Origin of the sequence: Kitasatospora sp. NPDC057738 (genome assembly GCF_042798815.1) — a bacterium.
Lineage (GTDB): Bacteria > Actinomycetota > Actinomycetes > Streptomycetales > Streptomycetaceae > Kitasatospora > Kitasatospora lactacystinica.
Window position 1 is genome coordinate 14,297 of record NZ_JBHVJT010000062.1, and the last position, 26,881, is coordinate 41,177.

Consider the following 26,881-nt stretch of genomic DNA (forward strand, 5'->3'; position numbering starts at 1 on the left):
GCCAGAGCCTAAAGGAGTACTGGTCCGCTCCGGCGCGCGGTGGGATCCATGCATGACCACCTCGACGGCGGAGTCCTCCGCACCTTCCCCTGCCGTGCCCGAAGACCGGGCTGCGCCTGCGACCCCCCGTGCCACCGGGGTCGTCGCCGCGCTGCGACGCCGGCTGCACCCCGACCCGACGGTCCGTCGGCTGGCGGGGATCACCCTGGTCAACACGGTGGGCAACGGCCTCTCCCTCTCCGTCGCGGTGCTGTTCTTCACCCGGGTGCTCGGTCTGAGCGCCGCCCAGCTGGGCCTCGGGATGACCGCCGCCGGACTGTGCGGGGTCGTCGCGAGCGTGCCGGCCGGCCGGGCCGCCGACCGCTGGGGTGCGCGGCGGGTGCTGGTGGTGCTGGTGTCGGTGCAGGCGATCGGCACCGCCGGGTACGCGCTGGTGCACAGCTACCCGGCGTTCGTCGCGCTGGCCTGCCTGGTCTCCGCCGTCGACCGCGGCTCCGCCGCCACCCGGAACGCGCTCTACGCCGAGGTGCTGCCCGCCGACCGCCGGGTGGCGGGCCGGGCCCACCTGCGGGTGGTGACCAACGTCGGGATCTGCCTGGGAACGGCCATCGGCGCGATCGCGCTCCAACTGGACACCCGGCCGGTGTACCTGACGGCGATCCTGGCCGACGCCGCCTCCTACGTGGCCGTCGCCGTGCTGTTCCACCGCCTCGACATCCCGCAGCGCCCGTCGGCGACCGGAGCCTCGGCGCCCGGAGCGGCAGTGCCGGAGCCCTCGGAGCCATCCGAGCCGTCCGAGCCGTCGGAGTCCGGGGCGGCAGTGTCCGAGCCGTCCGCGAAGACCGCAGTCGCGAACCCGTCGGACCCCTCGGGCCGGGGCGTCAAGCAGGGCCGGCGGCCGAACCCGGCGCTGCGGGACGGCCCGTTCCTGGCCGTGACGGTGCTGAACGCACTGCTCTGCCTGCAGTTCGCCGTCCTTGAGGTCGGCATACCGCTCTGGATCGTCCAGGAGACCGACGCGCCGCGGATCACCGTCGCGGGCACCCTGATCGTCAACACCCTGCTGGTGATCACCCTGCAGGTGCGGGCCACCCGGGGCACCGAGGAACGGACGGGGGCCGCCCGGGCCTGCGGGCGCGCCGGAGTGGTGCTGGCCGCCTCCTGCCTGGTCGTCTCGCTGGCGCACGGTCTGCCCGCGGGCTTCGCGGCCGTGGTGGTGCTCGGCGGGGTCGCGCTGCAGTCGCTCGGCGAGGTCGTCGCGCAGGCGGGCGGCTGGGCGCTCAGCTACGACCTCGCGGGCGAGCGCGATCACGGTGCCTACCAGGGCGTCTTCAACGCGGGGACGGCGGCGGCGCTGATGGCCGGCCCGGCGCTGGTCGGCACCCTGGTCATCGGGTACGGCATGGTCGGCTGGGTCGTCCTGGGCACGGTGCTGGCCGCGGCGGGCCTGGCGATGCGCCCCGCCGTCCGATGGGCCGGGCGGCGGGACGCGAACCCCGGCGCGGTGTGAGACGCGCCGGCCCCGGGCCGGCTACTCGGGGACGATCGCCATCGCCTCGATCTCGATCAGCACCTCGGGCTTGAACAGGGCGGCCACCTGCATCGCGGAGGAGGCCGGCAGCGGAAGGGAGCCGAAGTGCTCGTCGCGGGCCTCGCGGACGGCCGAGAGGTGGGCGATGTCCGTCAGGAAGTAGGTGAGCTTCACGACGTGCTCGAACCCGGCCCCGGCGGCGGCCAGGCAACGCCGCAGGTTCTCGAAGACCTGCCGCGCCTGCGCCTTCGGATCGCCCTCGCCGACCAGGTTCCGCTGCTCGTCGAAGGCGACCTGGCCGGACACCTGGACCATCCGGCCGCTGCCGGTGACGACCTGGGTGTAGCCGGTGCCGGGCGCGACTCCGGGGGGCTCGGTGATGTGGGTGAGGTGAGAGGTGGTCATGGCGCGGATCCTGATCCACGATCCGCCGGAGTCGCAAGCCCCGGCCCCGGCGGCCGACCGGCCTCAGCGCACCACATCGGGCAGTTCGCGCAGGAACGGGCGGTCGGTGGAGGGGAGTTGGGCGGCCGGTCCGCCCGAGCGCAGCACCACGTCGAGGACGGCGTCCGGATCGGCGGCGTAACCACCGCTGGCCCACGCCGCGTTGGCCTCCACCACGGCCCAACGGCCGTCCTCCGTACGCCCGACGTCCACCACGGTGGCACTGGGCAGCGGCGCGTCCGAAGCCGACGCGGCCAGCACGTCGGCGGTGAAGGCGAGCACCTCGGCGGCCTCCCCGCCGGGTGCACCGTCGGGAGCCCCGGCGGTCTCCAGCGGCGCGACGGACAGGTCACCGTCCACGGCGTAGCGCGAGCCGGCCCGCACCGCGCCGTCCAGGACGAACAGCCGGTACTCGACGCCGAACCGAACGACCTCGCTCACCAGCACCGGCGTGTCACCGTCCAGCAGTTCGGGCCCCGGCAGCGTCCCGCCGTCGGGGTGGACCCGGGCGGCGAACAGCTTGTCCGCCGGCGGCTTGACGAAGGCCGGGCGGCGCAGCCGGCGCGCCTCGGCCAGGGTGCCGAAGGAGACCCGGCGTCCGGTCAGCGCGAGCGGCAGCCGGGTCAGCCAGTCGGCGGCGGGCTCCAGCAGGCCGAGGCCGAGCTCCCGTCCGACGGCGTCGCCGAACAGCGGTCCGCCGTACACGTGCACCGCCGAGCCGCGCAGCCCGGGCGGCGCCTGCCAGGACGTCGCGGTGCACGCCCGCAGGCCGCGGCGTCCGGCGGCGGTGCGGAGCTGGAGGCCCGTCTCGTTGATGCGAGGCGCGAGCAGCAGGACGGGATCGGCGGTGGTCATGGCGACGATGCTGCCCCCGGTGCGGGGCCCGCCACCACCGGATTTCGGCGGGGAGGAGCGGCCGGGAGCCGGTACCGGCCGGCCGGTCCGCTCCGGCCGAGGGACGGGTGGGCTCTGGCCGAGGGGCGGGTGGGCTCTGGCCGAGGGGCGGGTGGGCTCTGGCCGAGGGGCGGGTGGGCATGCCAGAGTCGTGCCGCGTCGTCCGGGGCACCTCCCGGACCGCACCCGCAGTTCCGACCCACCCGCAGTTCCGACCCACCCTCAGCCGGAAAGCAGGCCCGCCGATGACCAGCGCAGCGCCCCTCGTCCACGTCAGCACCGCCGACGCCGTCACCACGCTCACCCTCGACTCGCCGCACAACCGCAACGCGCTCTCCACCCGGCTGATGGCCGAGCTGCACGCCGGGCTGGCCTCCGCCGCGGCCGACCCGGAGGTCCGCGCGGTGGTGCTCGGACACACCGGCAAGGTGTTCTGCGCGGGTGCCGACCTCTCCGAGGCGACCGGCGCGGACCCGACGGTCGGCCCGCGCGGACTGGTCGAGCTCCAGCGGGCGATCGTGGACTGCGCGAAGCCGGTGATCGCCGTCATCGACGGGCACGTCCGGGCCGGCGGGCTCGGTCTGGTCGGCGCGGCCGACCTCGCCGTCGCCGGACCGGCCTCGACCTTCGCCTTCACCGAGGTGCGGCTCGGCCTCGCGCCCGCCGTCATCTCGCTGCCGCTGCGCCCGAAGCTGGAGCCGCGCGCCGCCTCCCGCTACTACCTCACCGGCGAGGTCTTCGACGCCGCCGAGGCCGCCCGGATCGGGCTGATCACCAGCGCCACCGACTCCGCCGAGTCCACCGGCGTGGTGCTGAAGGGCCTGCTGGACGCGCTGCGCCTGGGCTCCCCGCAGGGCCTGGCGGAGTCGAAGCGACTGGCCAACGCCGAGGTGGTGCGCTCCTTCGAGCGGGACTCGGACGAGCTGGTGGAGCTGTCGGCGCGGCTCTTCGGCTCGGAGGAGGCGCAGGAGGGGATGCGGTCGTTCCTGGAGAAGCGGCCCGCGCGCTGGGTGCGCTGACGGCGGGGTTCCCCGGGCGACGGGCCCGCTCGCCCGGGGACACCGGCACACGCGGCCGCCCGGGGGCGGTGCCGCCCCCGGGCGTCGCGAACGCCCGCGCGCGGCGGCGTCACGACCAGCGGACCGCCGCCGCGTCGCTCCACAGGGCGAGCAGGTCCTGATCGCCGATCGCCTTGGTCTCCGTGGCCTGCTCGGCGGACAGCCGGTTCCACAGCAGCGGGTAGAGCTCGTGGGCAGGGCCGGTGAGGGTCAGGTCGGCCGGCTCGGAGCTCTCGCCGGTGGTGACGACCGGCGGCTCCTGGGTGATGGTCAGTCGCCAGGAGCCGGCCCCGTCGGTGGCCCGGACCTGGAGGGTGCGCGGCCGGTCGCTGCGCAGCGCGGAGCGGCTGCGGGTCATGAAGCCGCTGACGAGTTCGTCGATGCCGTCCAGGGCGAGGGCGGTGTCCACGACCTGACCGGGCGTCCCGGCGGCGGAGTCGGCGTCATGGCGGTGGATGGAGGTCTCGTGCGCCTGGCGCCGGGCCCAGAACGCCAGCGGGCGGGACGAGGGCAGGAAGGTCCAGCACTCCAGGTCGGCGGGCGCGGCGGTGAGCACGTCCACCAGGGCGGCGTGGCCCTCGCGGTACCAGTCGAGCAGTGCGGCGTCCGAGGGCATCGGCCCGACGGTGGCCTGCGCGTCCGCCTCGTCCGGCCGGGCCCGCAGGCCCTGGGAGGGAATGGCGGCGGCCCAGCGGTGGACGGAGCCGATGTGCCGCAGCAGGTCTGTCAGCCGCCACTCCGGGCAGGTCGGTACGGGGGCGGACAGCTCGGTGCGGGCTGCGGCCTCGGCGAGCCGGGTGCCTTCGAGGCGCAGCGCGTCGATGTGCTCGGTGATCTCCATGGGACGGAGTCTTCCACCGCGATCGGCCGCCGGTCGCGGACTTCGGACATTTCCTCGGACGCCTCCCGGCGATCGGGCGGACGCTACGGGCCGGTAACGTGAGCGCATGCCGATAACCCGTTCCCTCGTCTCAGCCGTCCGGACCGGTGGCCGCCGCGCCGCCGGACGCCTGGTCCACCGGGGCTGGCGCTGGGTGCAGCGGACCGGCGCGGTCACCAATCGCAACCCCGGCCCGTACCGGTTCGGCGAGCTGGGGGACGGCACGACGCTCAGCTTCCCGCTCGGGGCGGTGTTCAACGAGCAGTGGATCACCGTCGGGCCGTTCTCGATCATCGGCGAGCGGGTCACCATCAGCGCCGGGTTCCTGCCCGGGCTCGACCTCGGGCCGGAGCCGATCGTGCGGATCGGCGGGGGCTGCGTGATCGGCCGGGACAGCCACATCGTCGGCCACCAGTCGATCGTCATCGGCGACGACGTGTGGACCGGGCCGGGCGTGTACATCAGCGACCAGGCGCACGAGTACCGGGACACCGAGCTGCCGATCGGCAAGCAGTGGCCGCGCAACGAACCGGTGGAGATCGGCGCGGGCAGCTGGATCGGCACCGGTTCGGTGATCCTGCCGGGGGCGCGGATCGGCCGCAACGTGGTGGTCGCGGCGGGGGCCGTGGTGCGTGGCGAGGTGCCCGACCACAGCGTGGTCGCCGGGGCGCCGGCCAAGGTGGTGCGCCGCTGGACCGAGGACGAGGGCTGGCAGCCGCCGCTGCGCCACGACGCTCCGCAGCCGGTGCCGGACGGCGTGACCGCGGAGCAGCTGCGCGCCCTGGTCGGCTGGGACCTGCGACTGCCGGGGGAGTCGGGCTGACGTCGCCCGCGAAGGGGCCGGCGCCCTTCGCCGGTGCGGCGCCTTGAACTCGCGAGCAGCGTGAACTACCCCGCGAGGGAGGCCTGTTCGGCGGTGCGGGCGGCGATGGCGGCGGTGATCCGCGGGACGTCGGCGGGGCGCGTCGGATCCAGACCGGTCAGCGCGGCGATCCGGCGCAGCCGGTAGTCGACGGTGTTCGGGTGCAGGTGCAGGGCGCTCGCGGTGTGCCGGCGGTTCAGGCCCCCGGCCAGGTGGGTGCGCAGGGTGATGAGCAACTCTCCGCTGTCGGCCAGCGGTTCGAGCAGTGCGGCGAGCCGGGAGCGGGCCTGGCCGGGCCGGGTGAGCTGGTACTCCAGCAGGATGTCGTCCAACCGGTGCAGGCCCGGAGGCCGGCCGAACGCCCGGGCCACGTCCAGGACTTCGTGGGCGAGGGCGGCCGCGCCGGGCACCTCGGCGGGGGCCGCGGAGACCGCCCCGGCCAGTACCGGGGCGCCGGCCGCGCGGGCCGCCGCGGCGAGGGTGGCGGCGAGCAGCGGCCAGGGTGCCTCGTCGGGATCGTCCCCGTCCGGACCGGGTGACGGCCCGAACGGGACGAGCACCAGGCCGCCCGTGGGGGTGAGTGCGGTGAGTGCCGACTGCCGGGTGCGGTGGTCCAGTTCGGCCTCGAAGCGGCGGAGTTTGCGGCGGGCGGCGATGCCCGGGTCGATGCCGGGGGAGTGTTCGTCGGGGTGGTCGGCGACGGACAGGCAGAGCACGGCGTACCCCGTGGGCAGCCGGAGCCCGGCGCGGTCGGCGGCCCCGTCGGCGAGGGTGCCCGCGAGGAGCGCACCGAGCAGGGAGTGCCGGGTGGCGCCGCGCCGGTCGGTGGTCGGGTGCCGTCCGTCGAGGTAGCCCGCCCCGGCGGCGGTGGCGGCCCGGCGGAGCTGGTCGAGCAGCAGCCGGTTGAGAACGAGCAGGTCGCCGGCGTCGCCGTCCCGGGCGTGCCGGGTCACGAACTCCCAGCAGACCTCCAGGCCGAGGTGGTGGGCGAGCAGCACGGCGTCCAGCGGCAGGCCTTCCTCGGCGCGCCGGGCGGCGGCCTCCCGGACGGCGGTGAACTCCTCGGCGGGGGCGGGGGCCCCGGTCCGTACGGTGTGGGCGAGGGCGCGGATGCGGCGTTCGGTGTCCCGGGTCAGCTCGCCGGTGAGTTGCTCGCGGGGCATCCGGCGGTAGGCCGGCACCCGCTCCACCAGGGCGGCGACCACGGTCTCGGCCAGCTCCCGCGCGCCGCCGAGCAGTCGCTGGTCGGCCGGGAGCCCGCCGATCGCCGGGACGCGCCAGTCCGGCGGCCGGTCGGAGGTGTTCGGGGGCGGGCAGTGGGGTGCGTTGTGACCGGTCACAGAGAACACCGTCCAGGTCTGGGGAACGCCCAAGGGCCGGGCCGGAGGGGCGACCGCATGATGGAGCCCTCGGGTTACCTGTTGGTAACAAACTTCCGCCGTGGAGGCAACAGTTGAGAACCCCACTTCTCCGCTTCCCCGCAACTCCCCTGCGCGGCAGGGCCGGTGGCGCGCTGGGCGTCCTGCTGCTGGCGGGGGCGCTGCTGGTCGGGGCGACGGCGTCGCCGGCGGGCGCCGCCACGTCCCCTTCGGCGCCGGCTGCTGCCGCCACGTCGCCTTCGGCGCTGGCTGCCGCCGCCGTGACCGCTACGCCTGACGGCTCCGCCGAACTGCCGCCCGACGGTGACACGGTGGCCTCACCGCCCGGCGCCAACGACTGGACCTGCCGGCCGAGCACCGCGCACCCCGACCCGGTCGTCCTGGTGCACGGCACCTTCGCCAACCGCTACGAGAACTGGCTGGCGCTCTCCCCGCTGCTGAAGAGCCTCGGGTACTGCGTCTTCGCCCTCGACTACGGGACCATCCCCGGCATCACCTCCAGCGGCAGCGGCCTGCTGCTGCCGATCGGCGGCCTCGGGCCGGTCCCGGAGTCGGCGGCCCAACTCGCCCGGTTCGTGGACCTGGTGCGGAACGCGACCGGTGCCGCCAAGGTCGACATCGTCGGGCACTCCCAGGGCGGCATGATGCCGAACTACTACCTCAAGTTCCTCGGCGGCGCGTCCAAGGTCGGCAGGATGGTCGGGCTGGCACCGTCCAACCACGGCACGACCCTCGACGGGATCACCAACCTGGTGCCGTACTTCCCGGGCGTCGCGGACCTGATCTTCACGGTCTGCCAGGCCTGCCGGGACCAGGCGGTGGGTTCCGACTTCAACAAGGTGATGGCCACCCGGCCGGACACCGTGCCGGGAGTGAGCTACACCGTGGTCTCGACGGTCCTCGACGAGGTCGTCACCCCGTGGCGGACCCAGTTCCTGAGCGGCCCGGGCGTCGACAACGAGGTGGTGCAGGGGCACTGCCCGGTCTCGCTGGTGGAACACGTCGGGATCGCGTTCTCGCCGACGGCGCTGCACCTGGTGACCAACGCCCTGGACCCGGCGCACGCCACGCCGGTGTTCTGCGGGTGAGTCCGACGGCGGGCCGGTGACGGCGCTCCTGCCTCCGGGTGTTCCGGGCGGCGGGAGCGCCGTTCCGTGTGGGTGTGTGGGTGCGCCGGTGTGCGGGTGCGGGGGGTGCGGGGGGTGCGGGGCTGCGGGGGTGCGCGGGTACGGCGGCTGCCGGCGTGTCGGCCCGTCCGCCCGCCGGCCTGCCCGCTGTCAGGGCGTGGTACGGAAGCCGACGACGGCGGTGGTGCCGTTCGGGTGCAGCGCGTACGTGCCCGGGGCGTTGAGCAACACGGCGTCGTAGCGGGTGAGTTCGACACCGTCGACGGCGGCCGTGCCGGCGAGGCAGACCAGGAGGCCGGTGCCTGCGACCGGGACGTCGACCGAGGAGGCCGTGGTGGCCAGCTCCACCGTGGCCTCGACCCGCCCGCGGCGCGTCATCACGTTGAAGTCCACCACCGGGCCGGCCAGCAGGCGGCAGTCGGTGGTGGCGTCGCCGGAGAAGGCGAACGGCCGGAACGGCGCGTCGACCAGCCGCTCGGTGCCGTCGACGGTGAGTGCCATGCCGGGGCCCTCGACCAGGGTGATCACCCGGTCGATCCCGGGGAACGGGGAGAACGGCCCGGCCGAGGCGACGTCCGCGAGGCTGACCCGCCAGTCGAAGGCGTCCAGCCCGGCGCCGGCGGGGAACCCGGCGACCTCCCTGGTCACGCCGCCGCCGTTGAGCCACGCCGTCGCCGGGCGCTCGCTCGCCCGCAGTACCTGGAAGCCTTCGCTGCTCGTCATGGGCCCGCATCCTGTCACATGGCGGACAGCGGGTGACAGATGACAGATTTCATCATCTGTCATCTGTCAGCTGTCGGTTGTCACCTGTCGGCTGTCACCCGCCGCCCGACCGACAGCGGCAGGAGTGCCGCCACCGTGGCCGCGAGCGTCACGGTGGTGAGGGCCAGCGGCAGTCCGGCGGCGTCGGCGAGGAAACCGATCACCACCGGGCCGATCAGCATCCCTCCGTAGCCGAGCGAGGAGGCGAACGCGACGCCCTGCGGCCCACCGGCCTCGCCGGCCCGGGCGATGGCGAGCGGGAAGAGGTTGGCCAGGCCGAGGCCGACCAGGACGAACCCGCAGATCGCGACCGGCACCACCGGTGCCAGGGCGGCGATCAGCATGCCGCCGGCCGCCGTCAGCCCACCGAGCAGCATCAGCCGGTTCTGGCCGAGCCTGATGGACAGCCAGGTGCCGCCGACGCGCCCGCCGGCCATCGCGAACGCGTACGCGCCGTAGCCGGTGGCGGCCACCACGGAGCTCGCACGGACGTCGTCGGTGAGGTGGAGCGTGGCCCAGTCGGCGACCGCACCCTCGCCGTACGCGGTGCAGAGCGCGGTGAGGCCGAGCAGCAGGACGAGCAGCCGGGTCCGGGCGCGGGCCGAGCCGGCATCCGCCGTCGCGGTGCCGGACGACTCCGCGGCACGGCCCGCACGGCCCGCACGATTCGGTGCGACGGCTGCCGCCGCCGGGCTGCGCAGCAGGACGATTCCCGCGCCGACCGTGACGGCCATGCCCAGCGCGGCGCTGAGGGCGAGCGCCCACGCGGTGCTCAGCGGGCCGGCGAGCAGTCCGCTGACCCCGGTGCCGGCCAGCCCGCCGAAGCTGTACCCGGCGTGGAAGCTGGGCATCACGGGCCGCCGCAGCTGCGCGACCAGGTCGACGGCGGCGCTGTTCATCGCGACGTTGGCCCCGCCGTACCCCGCGCCGAACAGCAGCAGCACCCCGCCGAGCGCGGTGACCGAGTGGGCGTGGGCGGGCAGCAGGACGGCGAGGCTGAGCAGGGCGAGCGAGCCGACGGTGACCGGGCGCGAGCCGTACCGCAGGCAGAGCCGGCCGATCATCGGCATGGTGAGGACGGCGCCGATGGAGAGGCAGAGCAGGGCGAGCCCGAGTGCGCTGTGCGAGGCGCCGACCTGCCTGCGGATGTCGGGGATGCGGACGACCCAGGCGGCGAAGAGGAAGCCGTCGATGGCGAAGAACGCGGTGAGGGCGACACGTGCGGCCCCCCAGGGGCTGTCGGCCGCCGGGGGTGTGCTGCGAGACTGGGAGGAGGGATGATGGTTCGGGCGCGCGAGTGGACCGATTTTGTTTCGAAGCGACACAAAGTCACAATAGGGGCGTGCAGCTCTCACCATCAAGCCCGAGGCCCGGTACCGGAACCGACTCCGACGCACAGCGCGACAGTCACCGCCGCGCCGCGCCCGACCGGGGCCGGACGCTGCTGGGTCCTGCGCTCTCCCTGATCCACACCGGCCAGACGCCGACCCGCTCGGCGCTCACCCGGGCGCTGGACGTCACCCGGGCCACGGCCGGCGCGGTCACCGCCGAACTGGAGGCGCTCGGCCTGATCACCGTCGACTCGCGCCCGGCGGGCGGCGGCCGCGGCCGCCCCTCGCACCGGCTCGCGATCGACCCGCAGGGCCCGGTCGTGGTCGCCGGGCAGATCCACGCCGACGGACTGAGCGTCACCCTGGCCGGCCTCGGCGGACTGCTCGACCCGCCCGTCCACCTGCCGCTGCCCGCCGCCACCGACCCGGTCCGGATGCTGCGCGCCGTCGCCGTGGCGGGCGCCGAGCTGGCCCGCGCGACCGACCGTCGCTGCCTGGGTGCCGCCCTCGCGCTGCCCAACCCGGTCACCGAGCCGGACGGCGCCGCCCTCGCCGCGCTGCACTTCGCCTGGCCCAGTGGCACCCCGGTCGCCGACCTGTACGACGTCGAGGTCGGACGCGCCGACCACGGTCCCAGGGCGATGCGCCCGCTGCCCACGGCGATCGCCAACGACGCCAACCTGGCCGCGCTCGCCGAGTACCGGCACGGTGCCGGCCGAGGCGCCCGCCACCTGCTCTTCGTCACGTCCGGCCACCGCGGCGTCGGTGGTGCGCTGGTCATCGACGGCCACCTGCACACCGGCAGCGCCGGCCTGGCCCTGGAGGTCGGCCACCTCACCGTCGACCCGCAGGGCCGACCGTGCAAGTGCGGCAACCGGGGCTGCCTCAACTCCGAGACCGACCCCGACGCACTGTTCGCCGCCGCCGGACTCACCCCGGAGCCGGGGCGCCCGCTGCTCGACCAGGCGCGCGAGCTGTGCCGGGCGGCCGCGACGGACGACCGTGCGCGGGCGGCGGTGGAACACGTCATCGACCGGCTCGGGCTCGGCCTGGCGGGCGTCGCCAACATCCTCAACCCCGACCGGGTGGTCCTCAGCGGGCTGCACCTCCACCTGCTGGACGCCGCGCCCGACCGGCTGCGGTCGGTGGTCGCCGAGCGCAGCCTGTGGGGGCGCAGCGGCCGGGTGCCGATCGTCGGCGCGGAGCTGGCGCACGGCGCGCTCGCGGGCGCGGCCGAGCTGGGCTGGGGGCCGTACCTGGCGGATCCGCAGTCGGTGCCGGTTCTGCCCTGACGGCGATCGAGGGCAGTAGAGGGCAATAGAGGGCGATCGAGGGCGACAGGGCGATCAAGGCGATAAGCGGAAGCTGGGACTGCGAAAACGGTCACTTATCGTGACTCTCATACACTCGTAGTGAGCAGTGGGGGGTCACTACGAGGGAGACAGCGACCATGAGCAGCCAGCGCGGCACCCACCCCCGCATCGAGCCCGGCGTCCAGCCCGGCATCGAGCCGACCGTCGACGTCGACCGCTCCGACCCGGAGTACCGCGCCTGGCTCAAGGAGGCGGTGCGCAAGGTCCAGGCCGACGCCAACCGCTCCGCCGACACCCACTTGCTGCGCTTCCCGTTGCCCGCGGAGTGGGGGATCGACCTCTACCTCAAGGACGAGTCCACCCACCCGACCGGCTCGCTCAAGCACCGCCTGGCCCGCTCGCTCTTCCTCTACGGGCTCTGCAACGGCTGGATCCGGCCCGGAAAGCCGGTGATCGAGGCCTCCAGCGGCTCCACCGCCGTCTCCGAGGCGTACTTCGCCCAGCTCATCGGCGTGCCGTTCATCGCCGTGATGGCCAAGAGCACCAGCCAGGCCAAGATCGACCTGATCCAGTTCCACGGCGGCGAGTGTCACCTGGTCGAGCGCTCGGACGAGGTGTACGAGGCCTCCGCCCGGCTCGCCGAAGAGACCGGCGGGCACTACATGGACCAGTTCACCTATGCCGAGCGGGCCACCGACTGGCGCGGCAACAACAACATCGCCGAGTCGGTCTTCGCCCAGCTGCGCCTGGAGCCGCACCCCGAGCCGGCCTGGATCGTGGCCACCGCCGGTACCGGCGGCACCTCGGCGACCATCGCCCGGTTCGTCCACTACATGCAGTACGACACCCGGATCTGCGTCGCGGACCCGGAGAACTCCTGCTTCTTCGACGGCTGGGTGCACCACGACCCGGACGCCGTCTGCGAGAGCGGCTCGCGGATCGAGGGCATCGGACGGCCGCGGATGGAGCCGAGCTTCGTCCCGGGGGCGATCGACCGGATGATGAGGGTGCCGGACGCCGCGTCGATCGCCGCCGTACGGGTGCTGGAGCGGGTGCTCGGCAAGAAGGCGGGTGCCTCCACCGGGACGGGCCTGTGGAGTGCGCTGCGGATCGTCGCCGAGATGCGCGCGGACGGGCGGACGGGCAGCGTGGTCGGCCTGATCTGCGACCCGGGGGACCGCTACCTGGACAAGTACTACTCCGACGATTGGCTGGCGGGCGAGCGGATCGACATCGCGCCGTACCGGGCGGCGCTGGAGTCCTTCCTCGCGGGCGGCGCCTGGGTGGGCTGAGCCCGGCGGGCGGACAGTCGAGGGCCGACGGATGACAACTGTCAGCTGACAGATTTCATCATCTGTTATCTGACATCTGTTGTCTGTCGCCTGTTCGCCCTCGCCGGTTCGCCCTCGGCTGTCAACCCGAGACCCGGGGCCGTCACCGCCGGATGACCGCCCGGCCGCCTGCGAGGTCGATCCCCGTACGCTTCGGTGCGCCGTCGTGCTCGTCGTCCCGCAGTACCAGTTCGACCCGCCGCTGCTCCAACTGCACCCGCTTGCCCGGGTAGAGCAGCGCGTGCAGCTCCTCCGTCGCGGTCGCACCCGCACCGCGTCCGCCGCCCGCTTCCGCCGTCGGGCGGGCGCGCAGTCGCCGCACCACCGCGCCCAGGAAGAACACCACGACCAGTCCGGCCGGCAGCAGCAACCCGCCCGCCGCGCCCGTCAGCAGCACACCCATGTTCGCCTCAACGGCCCGGTACGGCCGACGAGTTCCCCTGTCGCGACGCGCCTGCCTGCTCCCTGTCCCAGCCCCAGCCCCAGGCTCCTGCCCCAGCCGCCGCTACGGAAGCGGAGCCGTCGGCAGGTCGGCCGGGACGAGCAGCTGGAGTTCCTCCGTGGACGGGTTCGCGAGATGGGCGATCCGCACCGCGTGCCGCTCGACCATGGTCTCGAAGACCTGTCGTGCGGTGCGCCCGTTGCCGAAGTTGGGCCCGCGCTCCAGCCCGCCGAAGTGTTCCAGCAGCGACTTCTCCGTGTCCTCGGAGAGCGCGTACTCGTGTTCGGCGCACTGCGCCCTGGCGATCTCCAGCAGTTCGTCCGCCGTGTAGTCGGGGAAACCGATGGTGCGGGAGAAGCGGGAGGAGACACCGGGGTTGGCGGAGAGGAAGCGCTCCATCTCGGCGGTGTAGCCCGCCACGATGACGACCACCTCGTCCCGGTGGTCCTCCATCAGCTTGACCAGGGTGTCGATCGCCTCGCGCCCGAAGTCCCGTGCCCCGTCCTCGGGTGCGAGCGCGTACGCCTCGTCGATGAAGAGCACCCCGCCGCGTGCCCGGTCGAAGGCGGCCGCGGTGCGGATCGCGGTGGAGCCGATGTGCTCGCCGACCAGGTCCACCCGGGCCACCTCGACCAGGTGCCCGCGCTGGAGCACCCCGAGCGAGGCGAGGATCTCGCCGTAGAGCCGGGCGACGGTGGTCTTGCCGGTGCCCGGTGCCCCGGTGAAGACCAGGTGCCGGCGCAGCGAGGGCGCCTTGAGTCCGGCCTGGCGGCGGCGACGGCCGACCGAGATCAGGTCGATCAGCGTGCGCACCTCCTGCTTGACCGTGGCCAGTCCGACCAGGGAGTCCAGCTCGGCGAGCGCTTCCTCGGCCGGCCGGCAGTCCGGGATCGGCGAGATGGTCGCCGAGCCGCCCGCAGGCGGTGCCAACGCCGGTGCCACCGAGGCCAGTTGGGCCGTGCGCGGTGCCGGTACGTCGGGTGGTCCGAAGGACGAGCCCAGCCCCGGCCCGCGCCCGGACGCCGGTCCGGACCCGCGCCCGGGCCCCGGTCCCGCACCGCCACCGGGGGCGGCGGGGGCGGCCGGTGCCGGAGCGGCCGCGACGTCGTCCGAGATGCACCCCTCCGTGACCGGCCCCGGTTCGGAGAACTCGAACCCGGTCCGCTGGTTGTGCTCGGCCCGGCACCGGATGAGCTGGGTCCGGCAGCCGTCGATGATGTGGAAGCCGAAGCCCTTGCCCTGGGAGACCCGGCAGTCCTCGAAGGTGCCCCGCCCCTGCGCCGAGACGTACACCCCGGCGTCCGTGCTGGCCCGTACGGTGCAGTCGCGCAGCACCGGGTCGGCGCCCTTGGTGACGATCACGCCGGTGGCCACGTCGGAGATCTCGCAGTCGGTGAGGAGTCCGCCGCTGCCGTGGTCGCGGAACCAGAGCCCGGTGCCCGCCTCCTGCACCCGGCAGGAGGCGAGGGAGACGGTGGCCCCGCCGCTGACCGAGACCGCCGAACTGCGGATCCGGCTGAACGAGCAGCCCTCGGCGGTGGCGGCGGAGTCCCGGTCGAGGACGAACAGGGCGTCCGGCAGGTCGTGCAGCGAGCAGTCGGTGAGGGTCAGCCGGGCGCCGTCGCTGACCCACAGTGCCGGGTACTCGCCGGTCGAGCTGTGGATCTGGCAGGACTCGGCGACGGCCTCGGTGCCCTGGTCCCAGACCGACAGCGCCCCGCGCCCGAAGTCCCGGACGGTGCTGTTCGCGAGGCTCAGCCGGGCGCGTCCGCGCAGGTCGGCGCCGTTCTCCGGCAGGTCGTGCACCCGGCAGCCGGTGAGCACCAGCTCGGCCTCGCCGTCCAGGGTCAGGCCGTTGCCGGTGACCCGGTGGATCTCGCAGTCGACCAGCCGCCCGCCCGCCTGGGCCTCGGCCTGCACACCGCTGCCGCGGATCTCGTAGATCTCGCAGCCGGTCAGCTCGGCCGCGCTGCCGGGGTCGGAGAGCAGGACGCCGGCGCCGGAGGCGTGGTGGACGCGGCAGCGGTCCAGGGCCGCGGTGGCGCCGCCGAGGACCGCCAGTCCGGCCTGGCCGGCGGCGGCGACCTCGCAGTCCTCGAAGGCGGCGGCGGTGTTCGCGCCGCGCAGCCGCAGCCCGAGCCCGCCCGGGTTGGTGACCACGCAGCCGCGCAGGGTCGGCCGGGCGCCGTCGGTGATCTCGATCCCGGTGGCCGAGCGGGTCTCGATCCGGCAGCCGCTGAAGGAGGGTGTCGCCTCCGGTCCGGTGACCAGGACGGCGGGGGTGGAGCTGTCGCCGCCCTCGACGACCAGGTCGCGTACGGTCGCGGCGGCGGTCACGGTGAGCGCCACGCCGGAGGGCGGGTCGATCCGGACCGTCCCCGGGCCCTGGGCCGGGACGAGCGTCACGGGCTTGTCCAGGAGCACGTTCTCCCGGAAGGTGCCCGGACGGACGGTCACGGTGTCGCCGGGTTCGGCGGCGGCGAGGGCCTCCGCGAGTGTGTCGTACTCTCCCGCGCGGCGACGCCAGCGGGATGCGCTGTCCTGGGTGACTCGGACCCTGTGCTCAGCCATGACGGTCTGTCGTCCCCACCTTCGTCGAGCCGGCGATCAACGGGCCGTACGCGCGGGGGTGCGCGGGCCGTCCGCCCACCGTAGCGCGCCCACGTGGGTGGTCCGGCCGCCCGCGGTCGCGCGGACACCGGTAGCGTTCAGCGCCGCCACAGGTTCCGACCACTTGTTTCAACGAGCGCGCACAGAGGTGGTTCCGCTCGGGTCGGCTCGCGAAGTCGCACGGGAGGTTGGAACGGCAGGTCGGAACGGGAGGTCGGAACGGCGGCCGGCGCGGGCAGTCGGCGCGGGCGGTCGGCACGGCCCGCCCCGCGGAATCCCGGTGCCGCCCGCCCACCCGCCCACTCGCCCACGCGCCCACTCGCCCACTCGCCCGCGCGCTCAGCGCCCGTCGGCAGGCCAGTGCGCCCCGTCCTCCAGCACCTCGACCTCGTCGCCCAGCCGCAGCGTGCCGAGCGCGTCGCCCTCGACGCCGGCCGGCCGCTCGGGGATCAGGTTCTGCCCGAACGCGGCCTTGCGCAGCAGCCGGTGGTGCCGGGCCAGGGTGCGCAGCGGTTCCTTGCCGCGCCGCTCGCCGGTCTCCTGGTCGGTGGTGGTGATCACGCAGCGGCCGCAGGGCTTGACCACCTTGAAGGTGACCGAGCCGATCCGGATCCGGCTCCAGGTGTCCTCGGCCCACGGTTCGGCACCGCCGACCACCACGTTCGGGCGGAAACGTTCCATCGGCAGGGTCTCGTGGCCGTCCGGGTTCTCGGTGGCGATCAGCTCGTTGAGCCGGTCCAGGGAGGCGGTGGTGGTGAGCAGCAGCGGGAAGCCGTCGGCCATCGAGACGTTGTCGTCGGGCCGGCCGTACTCCGGGTCGACCGGCCGGGCGCGCGGGTCGTCCAGGTGCACCAGGCGGTAGTCGCCGAGGTGCTCGGCGATCCACTGGTGCGTCTCCTTGTCGGCCTCGGCGGCGTGGAATCGGGTGCCCCAGACCTCGACGTCGGCGAGCGGGTCGCCGGCCGCGACGGCGGGGGCGATGACCTCGATCCGGGAGCCGTCCGGGGCGGTCAGGCCGAGGGCCCCTTCGGGCAGCAGTTCGGCGCGGACCTGCCCGAGGGCCGCGTTCTCGCGCTGGCTGACGAACCGTCCGGTCGCGTCGGCGAGCATCCAGCGACGGTCTCCGGCCAGGCCCCACGGTTGGACCACGGCGGTGTCCGGGCTCAGGCGGTACATCGACTTGACGGGGTAGACGTGGAGTCCGGTGAGCTGCATTCCCCCATCCTGCCAGCCGGTCCCGGCCCGGAGGGAAGGACCCCGGACGCGCACGGACCGCCCGGACGCCGTGGGGGCGTGCCGGGCGGTCCGTGGATGACCCGTTTCTCCGTTCGCCCGGCGCACGGGGCGCCGGGTGGTGCTCAGGTGGTGCGGGTTCGGGCCGTGTGGGGGACGGCCTCGGGGCGGCAGTGGCTCAGTAGCCCTGGCCCTGCGGCTGGTAGCCGCCCTGGAACTGGCCGGGCTCGCCGTACTGGCCCGGGCGTTGCGGCTGCATCGGGCGGACCGGCGCGACCGGCGCCATGGCCGGGCGCAGCTGGGCGCCGCCGAAGGACTGCTCGCCGCCCTGACCCTGGAGGCCGGGGCCGCCGGCGCCCGGCCCGCCGAAGGACTGCTGGCCGCCGAAGCTCTGCGGACCGGCGGGCTGGCCCTGGCCGAAACCGCCCTGGCCGCCGGGCTGCTGCGCGCCGAAGGTCTGCTGGCCGCCCTGGGCGCCGATGAAGGTGTTCTGGCCGCCGAAGCTCTGGCCGCCGGTCGGCTGGTAGCCGCCGCCGGTGGCCTGGGCGAAGGCGGGGGCGCCGGGCTGCGGTCGCTGGTACGGCTGGGGGGCGCCGTAGCCGGGGACCGGAGGCTGGGGAGCGGCGTACGCCGGCGCGGGCTGCGCGGGGATGTACGCCGTGGCGGGGCCGGCGGAGGGACCGCTGCTCGGGCCGGGGCCCAGGGCGAGGCGGGCGGGCGGCAGCGCGGGGAGGTTGCTGCCGGCGTTCTCGTACCCGTTGCCGTAGCGGTTCTCGTAGGACTGGCCGGGGCCGGATCCGTAACCGGACGACAGTGCAGGCGGCAGGGCGGCCGGCACGTTGATGGGCGCGATCTGGGGGACGCCGCGCTCAGCCACGAGGCTGTCGTAGATCGGCGTGCCGGAGGAGAAGGACGGAGAGGGGTAGCCGACTCCGTCGTAGGAGCGGGGCGAGGTCATGGGCCATACGGTAAGCCCACAACGCGCCTGCTGAGGAGAGCGGGAGGGGGAGCAGTTCGAGTGTTTACACAGTCTTCGCTCGCACAAAGGTTTCGAAAGTAGTAAAGGCGGACATTCCGGCGTCCGGTTCCGGACAACCTTGGCGCCCCGTCAGTGGTCGAACGGTCGCCGGACGGATTCGCCGGAAGGCCTTGTGGTGACCGGCCGGTGGACGGTCGGGGGTCCTGCGGAGAAACTTTTTCCGGACGGGGCGTGCGCGGGCGCATTCGAGCCCCCGCCGTGGGGGCGGCGGAGGCTCGTGAATGTTTCGGGAATAAAATTCCCGTCAGTTCTCCGGGCGTTCGATTCAGGCCTGCGACCTGCCCGTGACCTGCGCCGTTGGCCCGTGACCTGCGCCGGCGGCCAGGGGCCGCCCGGGTTCCGGCCCGGTGCCGGACGGATGCCGGCCCGGCCCCGGCGGTCAGTGCGACTGCAGCGCCTGGGCCTGCGCGGGCAGAGCCGGCTTGCCGACCTCGGAGGTGCAGAAGGAGCACCGGGTCGCGGCGGCCGGGATCGGGCTCAGGCACTCCGGGCAGTCGACCTTCGAGGCCGGCGCGGGCTTGGCCGATTCGAAGCGGGCCTGGAGCTTGCCGACCGGCAGCACCACGGCGAAGTAGATGACGGCCGCGGTCAGCACGAAGCCGATGACCGCGTTGACGAAGAGGCCGTACGGGAACCGGGTGCCGGCCACGTCGAAGGTCTTCTGGGTGAAGTCGCCGACGGCACCGGACGCGACGCCGACCAGCGGGGTGAGGAAGGCGCTGACGAACCCGGTGACGACCGCGGTGAAGGCCGCGCCGATCACGATGCCGACCGCGAGGTCCACCACGTTTCCGCGCAGCAGGAAGCTGCGGAATCCCTTGAACGCCGGGTGACTCCAAATCCGTACGAGGAAGGGGGAGATGGGGCGGCACGGCGGGTGCCGCCCCCGGCCGGACATCCTGCCGAGCGGCCCGGGTCGAGGTCCAACCGCGTTCACCCGAATCGGGTAACCGCCGCGGCGCCCGGCCCCGACCGGCCGGGCGGGGCGGGGGCGCTCCGCGTACCGGCCATTCGGCGGTCGAACACCCGGCTCGACCGCGCTGTGCGAAAGCGCATGTGACACCGGCACGCGCCGACCCGGGACGGCGCCGACCCGGCGCGACGGGGTGAACCGGAGCGCGGCAGGGGGCGAGGCGGGGCGCACAGTGGTCGCATCCGGCGCACGACGGCGGCCCCGTGGCGCACATCGGGTGTACAAGTGCGGGCGGATGGGCCACCATCAGGTTGCGCGAAGGGGATGTACCGGACGGAGCACTGTGCCAAGGTCGGTCCATGCCCGACCATTTGTCGGCCGATCCGGCCGGAAACCGTCCGCGTGTCCTGCATCTGATCAGCGACTCACGCCGTGGCGGCGCACAGAACTTCGCCCGCGACCTCCACCGGGAACTGGGCCGTCGGGGGCAGTCCTCCGCGCTGTGCGCCCTCGCCCCGCATCCGGCCGTCCACCCCGGCCCCGTCGAGTCGAGGCGGGACTGCGCGGACCCGGGTCCCGACTCCGGCTCCGGGGACGGGGGTTCCGACTCCGCGGGCCGGTCCCCCGATTCCACCGACCGGGGCCCCGACTCCGCCGGCCGGGCCGCCGTGGACTGCTCCGCCGCCTCCGGGCTGCGCTCCGCCGCCGTGCTGGGCCCCGGGCGGCTGCACCCGAGCACCCTGCGGGCGCTGCGCGCCGCCTCGCGCGCCGCCGACGTGGTGCTCGCCCACGGCTCGGACACCCTGGCCGCCTGCGCCCTCGCCCTGGCCGGGACCCGTACGCCCTTCGTCTACGTCTCGGTCGGCCACCCGCGCTACTGGACCGCCAACCGGCTGCGCCGGGTGCGCGGCGGCGCGCTGATGCACCGCGCGGCCGCCGTCACCACCCTCACCGACGAGGCGCGCGTCGTTCTGGAGGAGCAGTTCCGGCTGCCCGAGGGCAAGGTCCACGTGATCCCCAACTCCCGTGCCGCGGAGAGTTATCCGCCCGCCGACGGCCGGGACGACCGGAGGGCCGCGCGGCACGCGCTGGGCCTGCCGGCCGACGTGCTGCTGGTCGCCTGGATCGGGGCGATAGCTCCCGAGAAGCGGCTCGACCTCGCCCTCGACGTGCTCGACCGACTGCCCGACGTCCGGCTCGCCGTCGCCGGGGACGGGCCGCTGCGCGAGACCCTGGCCCGCCACCCGGCCGCCGCCCGCGCCCACTTCCTCGGCCCGCTGTCCGACCCGGCCCCGCTCTACCGCGCCGCCGACGCGCTGCTGCTGACCAGTGACAGCGAGGGCGTGCCCGGCGCGCTGATCGAGGCGGCGCTGGCCGGGGTGCCCGCCGTGGCCACTGACGTCGGCTGGGTGCGCGAGGTGGTCCGGGACGGTGCGACCGGCGCGCTGGTCGCCCCCGGGGACCCGCTCGCCCTCGCCGAGGCGCTGGGCAAGGTGCTGGCGGTCAACCGGGCGGGCCTGGGTGCGGCGGCCCGGGCGCACGCGCTGGAGCACTTCGAGCTGGGTGCCGTCGTGGACGCCTGGCAGCACCTGGTCGCCGAGGTGTGGACGGCGGGCCCGGAGGCCGCCGGCTGACCCGCCGCGCACCCCGGTCCCGTGGGCCCGCCGAGCACGTCGGTTCTGTTGGCCCTGTCGGGTGGTCCGTCCCGTCAATGGGCGCGGGCCCGGGTACGCCGATCGAGCGAATCCGGCCCTGCCCGCGCCGCAGCAACCGGTCGGTAGCGAACCGTCGCCAGCACACTGCCCGGTGTGAACTCGAAGTCGCTGCTGCGGTCCACCGTCCTGCTCGCCGTCGCCGTCGGGATTGCCGCGTCCCCCGTCCAGGCCGGCGCGATGTCCCACCAACCCCCTGCCGAGGGTGCCAAGTTCGTCGAGCTCGACCACCCGCAACCGGTGCGCGTGAGCGCCCGGACCGAGGCGGTCGAATTCTTCTGGTACGACTGCGGCCACTCCCAGGCGCTCGAACAGCCTTTGCAGGTCTGGGCGGAGAAGCACCGCGCCGATGTCGTGCTGCGCCGCGTCCCGGCCGTCTGGCCCGGCAGTCAGGACGAGGCCGTGCAACGCGGCCACGCCCGGCTGTACTACGCGCTGGACCGGCTGGGCCTGGTCGGCCGCCTCCAGGCGGGCGTGTTCCGCGCCGTGCACAACGAGGGGCTCGACCTCACCACCGAGGCCACCGCCACCGACTGGGCCGTGCGCAACGGCGTCGACGCCCAGGCGTTCGGCCGGGCCTACCGCTCGGCCGCGGTGGGCCGGTCGGTCGACGAGGCCGCCGCCGCCTTCACCCGCTACGGCATCAACGAGCTGCCGACGGTCGTCGTCCAGGGCGAGTACCGCACCTCGCCGACCCAGGCCGGCGGGGTCGAGGCGATGCCCGAGGTGCTCGACCACCTGGTGCAGCAGGAGCGGCAGCACCACTACTGAGCCGGCCCTCCCGGCCACGTCGGTGACATCGGATCAGCTCGCACATGTTCCTTGTCCGGCAAGCGGTTTGCCGGACAAGGACCTTGCCTAACCATTCAAATGCTGTTTAATGGTTAGCATGAGCGAGCTGACGATCCCGCACGTCCACCACCGCCACGTCGACGTCGACGGCCTGCGCGTCTTCTACCGCGAAACCGGCCCGGCCGACGCGCCCGTGCTCCTGCTGCTGCACGGCTTCCCGTCGTCCTCCCACCAGTACGCCCGGCTGCTCGACGCGCTCGGCACCCGCTACCGCCTGATAGCCCCCGACTACCCCGGCTTCGGCCACAGCGACAGCCCCGCGCCCGGCACCTTCACGTACCGCTTCGACAGCCTCGCCGAGGTGATCGAGGGGTTCTGCCTCGCCCTCGGCCTGGACCGCTTCGCGCTGTACGTCTTCGACTTCGGCGCCCCCGTCGGCCTGCGCCTGGCCACCCGGCACCCGGAGTGGATCACCGGACTGGTGGTCCAGAACGGCAACGCCTACGAGGAGGGACTCTCCGACCAGGCGCGGGAGTTCATCGCCAACAAGCGCGGCGTGCCGGGTGCCGAGCAGGCCGCCCGCTCGATCCTCACCCCGGACGTCACCCGCGACCAGTACGAGGGCGGCACGGGCGACCCGAGCCTGATCGCCCCCGACGGCTGGACGCTCGACCAGCACTTCCTCGACCTGCCCGGCCGCAAGGACATCCAGGTCGAACTCGCCCTCGACTACTTCTCCAACGTCGAGCTCTACCCCGACTGGCAGGCCTGGCTGCGCGCCGACCAGCCGCCCGCTCTGGTGCTCTGGGGCCTGGGCGACCCGTTCTTCACCGAAGCCGGCGCCCGCGCCTACCTGCGCGACCTGCCCGGGGCCGAGCTGCACCTGTTCGACACCGGGCACTTCGCCCTGGAGGAGAAGCTGCCCGAAATCGCCCCGCTGATCGACGACTTCCTCGCGCGGATCCCGAAGTAGCCGATCGCCGGGGCGGCGGGAACCCGGCCGCTCCAACGGGGCCGGACGACTGCCGCGGCTTCGGCCGTCGCGGTCGCTCCGGTCACCTCGGTCGCGGCAGTCGTCCGTCGTCAGTCGCGGCGCAGCAGGTACGTGACGAAGCCGAGCGTCCCCCGGTAGCCGTGCAGCCACTCGGTGCGGTGCCGGTCCGCGGCCTCGCGGGCGGCCGCCGCGTCCGGGTGGCCCGGGTGATCCATTGCCCACTCGGCCAGCGAGCCCGTCCAGGAGAACTCGTAGTCGTCCCACTCCTGTTCGGAGCTGACGTGACCGAACACCGGCGTCCAGCCGTCCGCGAGGACCCGGTCGGTGGTCGTCGCCAGATCCGCGAAGTCCTCCCGGGCGGCGCCCAGCCCGTCCAGCGCCGGCTGCGACGGCTCGCACTGCCAGAACCCTTCGCCGACCAGCAACCGGCCGCCCGGGGCCAGGAGTTCGCGGGCCGCGGCGAGCGTCGGCAGCAGACCGCCGAACGCGTGGGTGGCGCCGACGCACAGCACCACGTCGAACGGCTCCAGCGAGCTGAACTCCCGTACGTCCACGTGGTGCAGGCCGGTCCGGCGAACCACGCCGAGCGCGGTCGCGGTCTCCCGGGCCCGGGTCAGCGCGGCCGCGTCCAGGTCCACGCCCACCGCCCGCCAGTCCGGACGGGCGGCCAGCGTCCGGAGCAGCCAGGCGCCCTCACCACAGCCCAGGTCCAGGGCCCGGCCCCGCTCCGTCCCGGCCGTCGCGCGGTCCAGCAACCGGGCCACCGACTCGTCCGCCAGCGGGGCCGCGACCGGGTGGCGGGCATGGGCGAGGCGGGAGATCTGCTGACGGTCCATCCGAGCAGTATGGAACGGGTCGGCCCACCGCGCAGCGGGTTCGGCACAGGGGACTTCTCAGGCCCGGGAGTACGTCCGGCCCTTCCACGCGGCGCCCCGGCCGCGCCAGTGCTGCACCGCCGAGTCCAGCGTCATCAGCAGGTACAGCCCCGCGGTGAACGGCAACAGCAGCACGGCCGCGGCCGACTGCCCGTAGTACCGGACCATCGGCAGGTACGTGCCCGCCATCAGCGCCCACGCCGCCCCGCCCGCGGCCGCCACCGCCGGCACCCCGCCCACCAGCCCGGCCACCGTCGCCACCGGAGGCACCAGATAGACCAGCGCCAGCCCCAGCACCGTCCCGAGCAGCAGCACGGGCGAGTGCCTGAGCTGGGCGTAGGCGCTGCGCGAGACCATCCGCCACAGCTGCTCCAGCCGCGGGTACGGGCGCACGCTGTCCACGTCGTCGGCCAGGCCCAGCCAGGTCCGGCCGCCGGCGGACTTCACCGCCCGGGCCAGCGACACGTCGTCGATCACCGCGCCCCGGATCGCCGCCACCCCGCCCGCCCGCTCCAGCGCCTCGCGCCGCACCAGCGAGCAGCCGCCGGCCGCGGCCGCCGTCCGGGCACCGGGACGGTTGCTCCGGCGGAACGGGTACAGCTGGGCGAAGAAGTACACGAAGGCCGGCACGATCAGCCGCTCCCAGCCGGTCTCCACCCGCAGCCGGGCCATCTGCGACACCAGGTCCAGCCCGTTGCTCTCGGCGGCGGCCACCAGCTCGGCCAGCGAATCCGGACCGTGCGCGATGTCGGCGTCCGTCAGCAGCAGGTACTCGACGTCCGGCCCGGCCAGCGCCACGCCGTGCCGCAGCGCCCACAGCTTGCCAGTCCAGCCCGGCGGCAGCGGGGGAGGGGTGGTGACGGTCAGGTCCAGCCCGTCGATCGTCCGCAGCTCCGCCGCCAGGGCACCGGTTCCGTCCGAACTGTGGTCGTCCACCAGGAACACCCGGGCCCGCCCCGGATACTTCTGCGCGAGCAGCGTCGGCAGGCTCGCCGGGAGCACCAGGGCCTCGTCCCGGGCCGGCACCACGACCGCCACCTGCGGCCAACGGACCGGCGGGCGACGCGGCGGCAGCCGTACGTCCGTGCGCCAGAACGAACCGTGGCAGCACGCCAGCCAGAGCCAGACCAGCAGGGAGAACGCGGCGATCCACAGCAGGACGGTCACCCCGGCAGTCTGCCGCAGAACCGGGCCGGACGGGCGCATCGACTAAAGTCTTGACCCGTGAAGATCGCACTGATGGACTCCGGAATCGGCCTGCTGGCCGCCGCCGCCGCCCTTCGGAAGCTGCGCCCGGACGTGGATCTGGTGCTCTCTTCCAACCCGGCCTCGATGCCGTGGGGGCCGCGTACGCCGGAAGAGGTCACGGAGCTGGCCCTCGGCTGCTGCCGGGCCGCCGCCGCGCTCGAACCCGACGCGCTGGTGATCGCCTGCAACACCGCCTCCGTGCACGCGCTCGCCACCCTGCGGGCCGAGCTGGAGCCCGGGCTTCCGGTGATCGGCACCGTCCCGGCGATCAAGCCCGCCGCCGCGCAGGGCGGCCGGGTCGCCATCTGGGCCACCCCGGCCACCACCGGCAGCGACTACCAGCGCGGGCTGATCCGCGACTTCGGCGGTTCGGCGGACGTCACCGAGGTCGCCTGCCCGGGCCTCGCGGACGCGGTCGAGCACGGCGACGACGAGGCCATCACCGCCGCCATCGCCGACGCCGCCGCCCGGACACCGGTCGGGACCGACGTCATCGTGCTCGGCTGCACCCACTACGAACTCGTCGACGACCGCATCCGCGCCGCCGTCGCCCCGACCGCCTCGCCGGGGCTCACCCTGCACGGCTCCGCCGACGCCGTGGCCGCCCAGGCCCTCCGCCGCGTCGCCGACCCCACCCGGACGGGCGGCGGCACCCTCACCGTCCTCCACGCCGGCGCCCCCGCCAACCTCCCCCCGGTCGCCGCCCTCTACCCCCAGGGCAACGCCCTCGCCACCCTCATCGGCTGACCCCGAGCGGCCGACCGACGCAGCGCGCGTGGGAGGTCGATCCGGTCGACTTCCAGCTCCGTGTCCGGGCGCCACGGCTCCGCCGCCCCGAGGCCTGCTGATCGCCCACCCGAGCGCGCCCGGTGCGTGAGAAGTCGACTCGGCCGACTTCTCGCGCGGCGTTCGCTCGGGTGGGCTTCGCCTCTCCCGGCGTGGCCGGTCGCAGGCCGGAGGACTTTGGTGCGTGGATCTCCCGTGCGCAGGAAGTCGACCGGGCCGACTTCCTGTGCTGTGCTGCGCCGCGCTGGGGCGGCCGTTGCTCCGCTGCCGGGCGCCTTGCGGGCTTCCGATCGCCAGCCCAGGCCCTCCCGGTGCGCAGGAAGTCAGCCTGGCCGACTTCTCATGCCGGGCTCGCTCCATCTGCCGCGTTGAAAGGGTGGTCCTCCGGCTCCTGTGGGCACGGCCGGCGCGCGAGAGGTCGATCTGGTCGACTTCCTGCGTCGTGTTCGGGGCGCTATGGCTCCGCCGCCTCGTAGTCGTGCGGCCTGCTGGTTGCACGACCGGGGCCCCTGGTGCGCAGGAAGTCGACTCGGCCGACTTCTCGCGCGGCGCCTGCTTCGCTGAGGCTTCGCCTCTCTCGGTGGCGAGGCGGGCCGCAGGATCGGGATGCGTGGATCTGCCGCGTGCGGGCTCTCTCGGTGGCGGCGCAGCGCGAGAAGTCGACCGGGCCGACTTCCTGTGCTGTGCTGCGCCGCGCTGTGGTGGCTGCGGCTCCGCTGCCGGGCGGCTTGCGGGCTTCCGATCGCCAGCCCAGGCCCTCCCGGTGCGCAGGAAGTCGGCCTGGCCGACTTCTCATGCCGAGCTGCTGTGCGCGGGGGCGGCTTCGAGTGGCCTCTACGCGCATAGATTCGGTCGTGGGGTGTGGGGGAGTCGGGCTGGCCGGATTTTGGCGCGGGGCCAACTTTGGGCGTGCGGGAAGTCGGCGGGGTCGGCATTCCTGGGGGCGCGCGGCTTCGGCGGGGTGAGTGCGTGAGAAGTCGATCTGGTCGACTTCTCACGCGGGGGTGATGGCTCGGACCTGCTCGTTGCTCACATGATCTTGGAATCGAAAAGTCGGCGCGGCCGATTTTCCGGTGCGTGGATTGCGGGAGGCCGGGCGGGGTGCGGCGGCCGTGCCTGGGCGGCACCTCCGGTGCCTGAGGGGCGAGCGGACCGGTAGTGGTGCGGGGGCAGGGGGGAGGGGGAGGAGCACCCCCTTTCCGCGGTGGGGGGGGGTTGGTGGGGGGAGCCTTTGCGGAAGGGGGGGATCCGTTCGCGAAGCAGGGATTCGTCGGGAGAGCCCCGGTCCGGTGGACCGGGGCTCTCCCGCGTTCCGGGGGTGTCAG

Annotated in this window: 23 protein-coding genes; 10 read left to right on the top strand and 13 right to left on the bottom strand. The window is 74.3% G+C overall.

Features of this window, described 5'->3' with window-relative positions; translation table 11 throughout:
• The first annotated feature begins 52 nt into the window (after positions 1-52).
• The gene (locus ACFVGO_RS28595; protein ID WP_380634905.1) at positions 53-1,510 is read left to right on the top strand and encodes an MFS transporter; all 1,458 of its coding nucleotides are present in this window, start codon (positions 53-55) and stop codon (positions 1,508-1,510) included.
• Positions 1,511-1,531: 21 nt separating this feature from the next.
• Here ACFVGO_RS28595 and ACFVGO_RS28600 read toward each other — a convergent pair whose 3' ends face one another.
• Positions 1,532-1,936 (bottom strand): RidA family protein, encoded by a 405-nt coding sequence (locus ACFVGO_RS28600; protein ID WP_359911862.1) that lies wholly within the window; start codon positions 1,934-1,936, stop codon positions 1,532-1,534.
• 63 nt (positions 1,937-1,999) lie between these two features.
• Positions 2,000-2,830, bottom strand: a complete 831-nt coding sequence (locus ACFVGO_RS28605; protein WP_359911859.1) for an ATP-grasp domain-containing protein — start codon at positions 2,828-2,830, stop codon at positions 2,000-2,002.
• Between the two features lie 284 nt (positions 2,831-3,114).
• On the opposite strand from ACFVGO_RS28605, the gene ACFVGO_RS28610 reads away from it, so the two are divergent.
• On the top strand, positions 3,115-3,888 hold the full coding sequence (locus tag ACFVGO_RS28610; protein ID WP_380353113.1) for an enoyl-CoA hydratase family protein: 774 nt from the start codon (positions 3,115-3,117) through the stop codon (positions 3,886-3,888).
• Positions 3,889-3,997: 109 nt separating this feature from the next.
• Here the strand turns inward: ACFVGO_RS28610 and ACFVGO_RS28615 are convergent, their stop codons facing one another.
• On the bottom strand, positions 3,998-4,768 hold the full coding sequence (locus ACFVGO_RS28615) for a maleylpyruvate isomerase family mycothiol-dependent enzyme (RefSeq protein WP_380353115.1): 771 nt from the start codon (positions 4,766-4,768) through the stop codon (positions 3,998-4,000).
• A 106-nt stretch (positions 4,769-4,874) separates the two neighbouring features.
• Between ACFVGO_RS28615 and ACFVGO_RS28620 the strand changes: the two genes are divergently transcribed.
• Complete coding sequence (locus ACFVGO_RS28620) at positions 4,875-5,630, top strand: acyltransferase (protein ID WP_380634909.1); 756 nt, start codon at positions 4,875-4,877, stop codon at positions 5,628-5,630.
• Positions 5,631-5,695: 65 nt separating this feature from the next.
• Here ACFVGO_RS28620 and ACFVGO_RS28625 read toward each other — a convergent pair whose 3' ends face one another.
• Positions 5,696-7,009 carry a PucR family transcriptional regulator gene (locus ACFVGO_RS28625; protein WP_380634911.1) on the bottom strand — a complete coding sequence of 438 codons (1,314 nt, stop codon included), beginning with the start codon at positions 7,007-7,009 and terminating at the stop codon, positions 5,696-5,698.
• 284 nt (positions 7,010-7,293) lie between these two features.
• Here ACFVGO_RS28625 and ACFVGO_RS28630 point away from each other — a divergent pair, with 284 nt between their 5' ends.
• Entirely contained in the window at positions 7,294-8,136 is an 843-nt protein-coding gene (locus tag ACFVGO_RS28630) for an esterase/lipase family protein (RefSeq protein ID WP_380353150.1), read from the top strand.
• Between the two features lie 189 nt (positions 8,137-8,325).
• Here ACFVGO_RS28630 and ACFVGO_RS28635 read toward each other — a convergent pair whose 3' ends face one another.
• Entirely contained in the window at positions 8,326-8,898 is a 573-nt protein-coding gene (locus ACFVGO_RS28635) for a HutD family protein (RefSeq protein ID WP_380634913.1), read from the bottom strand.
• Positions 8,899-8,978: 80 nt separating this feature from the next.
• Positions 8,979-10,262 carry an MFS transporter gene (locus tag ACFVGO_RS28640; protein WP_380634915.1) on the bottom strand — a complete coding sequence of 428 codons (1,284 nt, stop codon included), beginning with the start codon at positions 10,260-10,262 and terminating at the stop codon, positions 8,979-8,981.
• Between the two features lie 17 nt (positions 10,263-10,279).
• Between ACFVGO_RS28640 and ACFVGO_RS28645 the strand changes: the two genes are divergently transcribed.
• A complete protein-coding gene (locus ACFVGO_RS28645) occupies positions 10,280-11,560 on the top strand; it encodes an ROK family protein (RefSeq protein WP_380353122.1) in 1,281 nt (426 codons plus the stop codon).
• 158 nt (positions 11,561-11,718) lie between these two features.
• The gene (locus ACFVGO_RS28650) at positions 11,719-12,873 is read left to right on the top strand and encodes a PLP-dependent cysteine synthase family protein (protein ID WP_359911838.1); all 1,155 of its coding nucleotides are present in this window, start codon (positions 11,719-11,721) and stop codon (positions 12,871-12,873) included.
• Positions 12,874-13,015: 142 nt separating this feature from the next.
• Here the strand turns inward: ACFVGO_RS28650 and ACFVGO_RS28655 are convergent, their stop codons facing one another.
• From ACFVGO_RS28655 to mscL, 5 genes are all read right to left on the bottom strand, one after another.
• Positions 13,016-13,315, bottom strand: a complete 300-nt coding sequence (locus ACFVGO_RS28655) for a DUF6191 domain-containing protein (protein ID WP_359911835.1) — start codon at positions 13,313-13,315, stop codon at positions 13,016-13,018.
• A gap of 102 nt (positions 13,316-13,417) precedes the next feature.
• Positions 13,418-15,925 (bottom strand): right-handed parallel beta-helix repeat-containing protein, encoded by a 2,508-nt coding sequence (locus tag ACFVGO_RS28660; RefSeq protein ID WP_380634918.1) that lies wholly within the window; start codon positions 15,923-15,925, stop codon positions 13,418-13,420.
• Between the two features lie 378 nt (positions 15,926-16,303).
• Entirely contained in the window at positions 16,304-17,179 is an 876-nt protein-coding gene (locus tag ACFVGO_RS28665) for an MOSC domain-containing protein (protein ID WP_359911829.1), read from the bottom strand.
• Between the two features lie 196 nt (positions 17,180-17,375).
• Positions 17,376-18,155 carry a DUF6643 family protein gene (locus ACFVGO_RS28670; RefSeq protein ID WP_380353128.1) on the bottom strand — a complete coding sequence of 260 codons (780 nt, stop codon included), beginning with the start codon at positions 18,153-18,155 and terminating at the stop codon, positions 17,376-17,378.
• 460 nt (positions 18,156-18,615) lie between these two features.
• On the bottom strand, positions 18,616-19,077 hold the full coding sequence (mscL, locus tag ACFVGO_RS28675) for a large conductance mechanosensitive channel protein MscL (protein ID WP_380634944.1): 462 nt from the start codon (positions 19,075-19,077) through the stop codon (positions 18,616-18,618).
• 431 nt (positions 19,078-19,508) lie between these two features.
• On the opposite strand from mscL, the gene ACFVGO_RS28680 reads away from it, so the two are divergent.
• The 3 genes from ACFVGO_RS28680 to ACFVGO_RS28690 all read left to right on the top strand — a co-directional run bounded on the left by ACFVGO_RS28680 (position 19,509) and on the right by ACFVGO_RS28690 (position 22,626).
• Positions 19,509-20,783, top strand: coding sequence for a glycosyltransferase family 4 protein (locus ACFVGO_RS28680; RefSeq protein ID WP_359911824.1), 1,275 nt, complete (start codon positions 19,509-19,511; stop codon positions 20,781-20,783).
• Positions 20,784-20,957: 174 nt separating this feature from the next.
• Positions 20,958-21,632, top strand: a complete 675-nt coding sequence (locus ACFVGO_RS28685; protein WP_380353132.1) for a thiol:disulfide interchange protein DsbA/DsbL — start codon at positions 20,958-20,960, stop codon at positions 21,630-21,632.
• A 118-nt stretch (positions 21,633-21,750) separates the two neighbouring features.
• Positions 21,751-22,626 (top strand): alpha/beta fold hydrolase, encoded by an 876-nt coding sequence (locus ACFVGO_RS28690; protein ID WP_380634922.1) that lies wholly within the window; start codon positions 21,751-21,753, stop codon positions 22,624-22,626.
• Between the two features lie 110 nt (positions 22,627-22,736).
• Here ACFVGO_RS28690 and ACFVGO_RS28695 read toward each other — a convergent pair whose 3' ends face one another.
• On the bottom strand, positions 22,737-23,483 hold the full coding sequence (locus ACFVGO_RS28695; RefSeq protein WP_380634924.1) for an SAM-dependent methyltransferase: 747 nt from the start codon (positions 23,481-23,483) through the stop codon (positions 22,737-22,739).
• Between the two features lie 57 nt (positions 23,484-23,540).
• On the bottom strand, positions 23,541-24,728 hold the full coding sequence (locus ACFVGO_RS28700; protein ID WP_380634926.1) for a glycosyltransferase: 1,188 nt from the start codon (positions 24,726-24,728) through the stop codon (positions 23,541-23,543).
• Positions 24,729-24,746: 18 nt separating this feature from the next.
• Between ACFVGO_RS28700 and ACFVGO_RS28705 the strand changes: the two genes are divergently transcribed.
• Positions 24,747-25,517: a glutamate racemase gene (locus ACFVGO_RS28705; protein WP_380353138.1), complete on the top strand. Its 771-nt coding sequence runs from the start codon at positions 24,747-24,749 to the stop codon at positions 25,515-25,517.
• Positions 25,518-26,881: the final 1,364 nt, after the last annotated feature.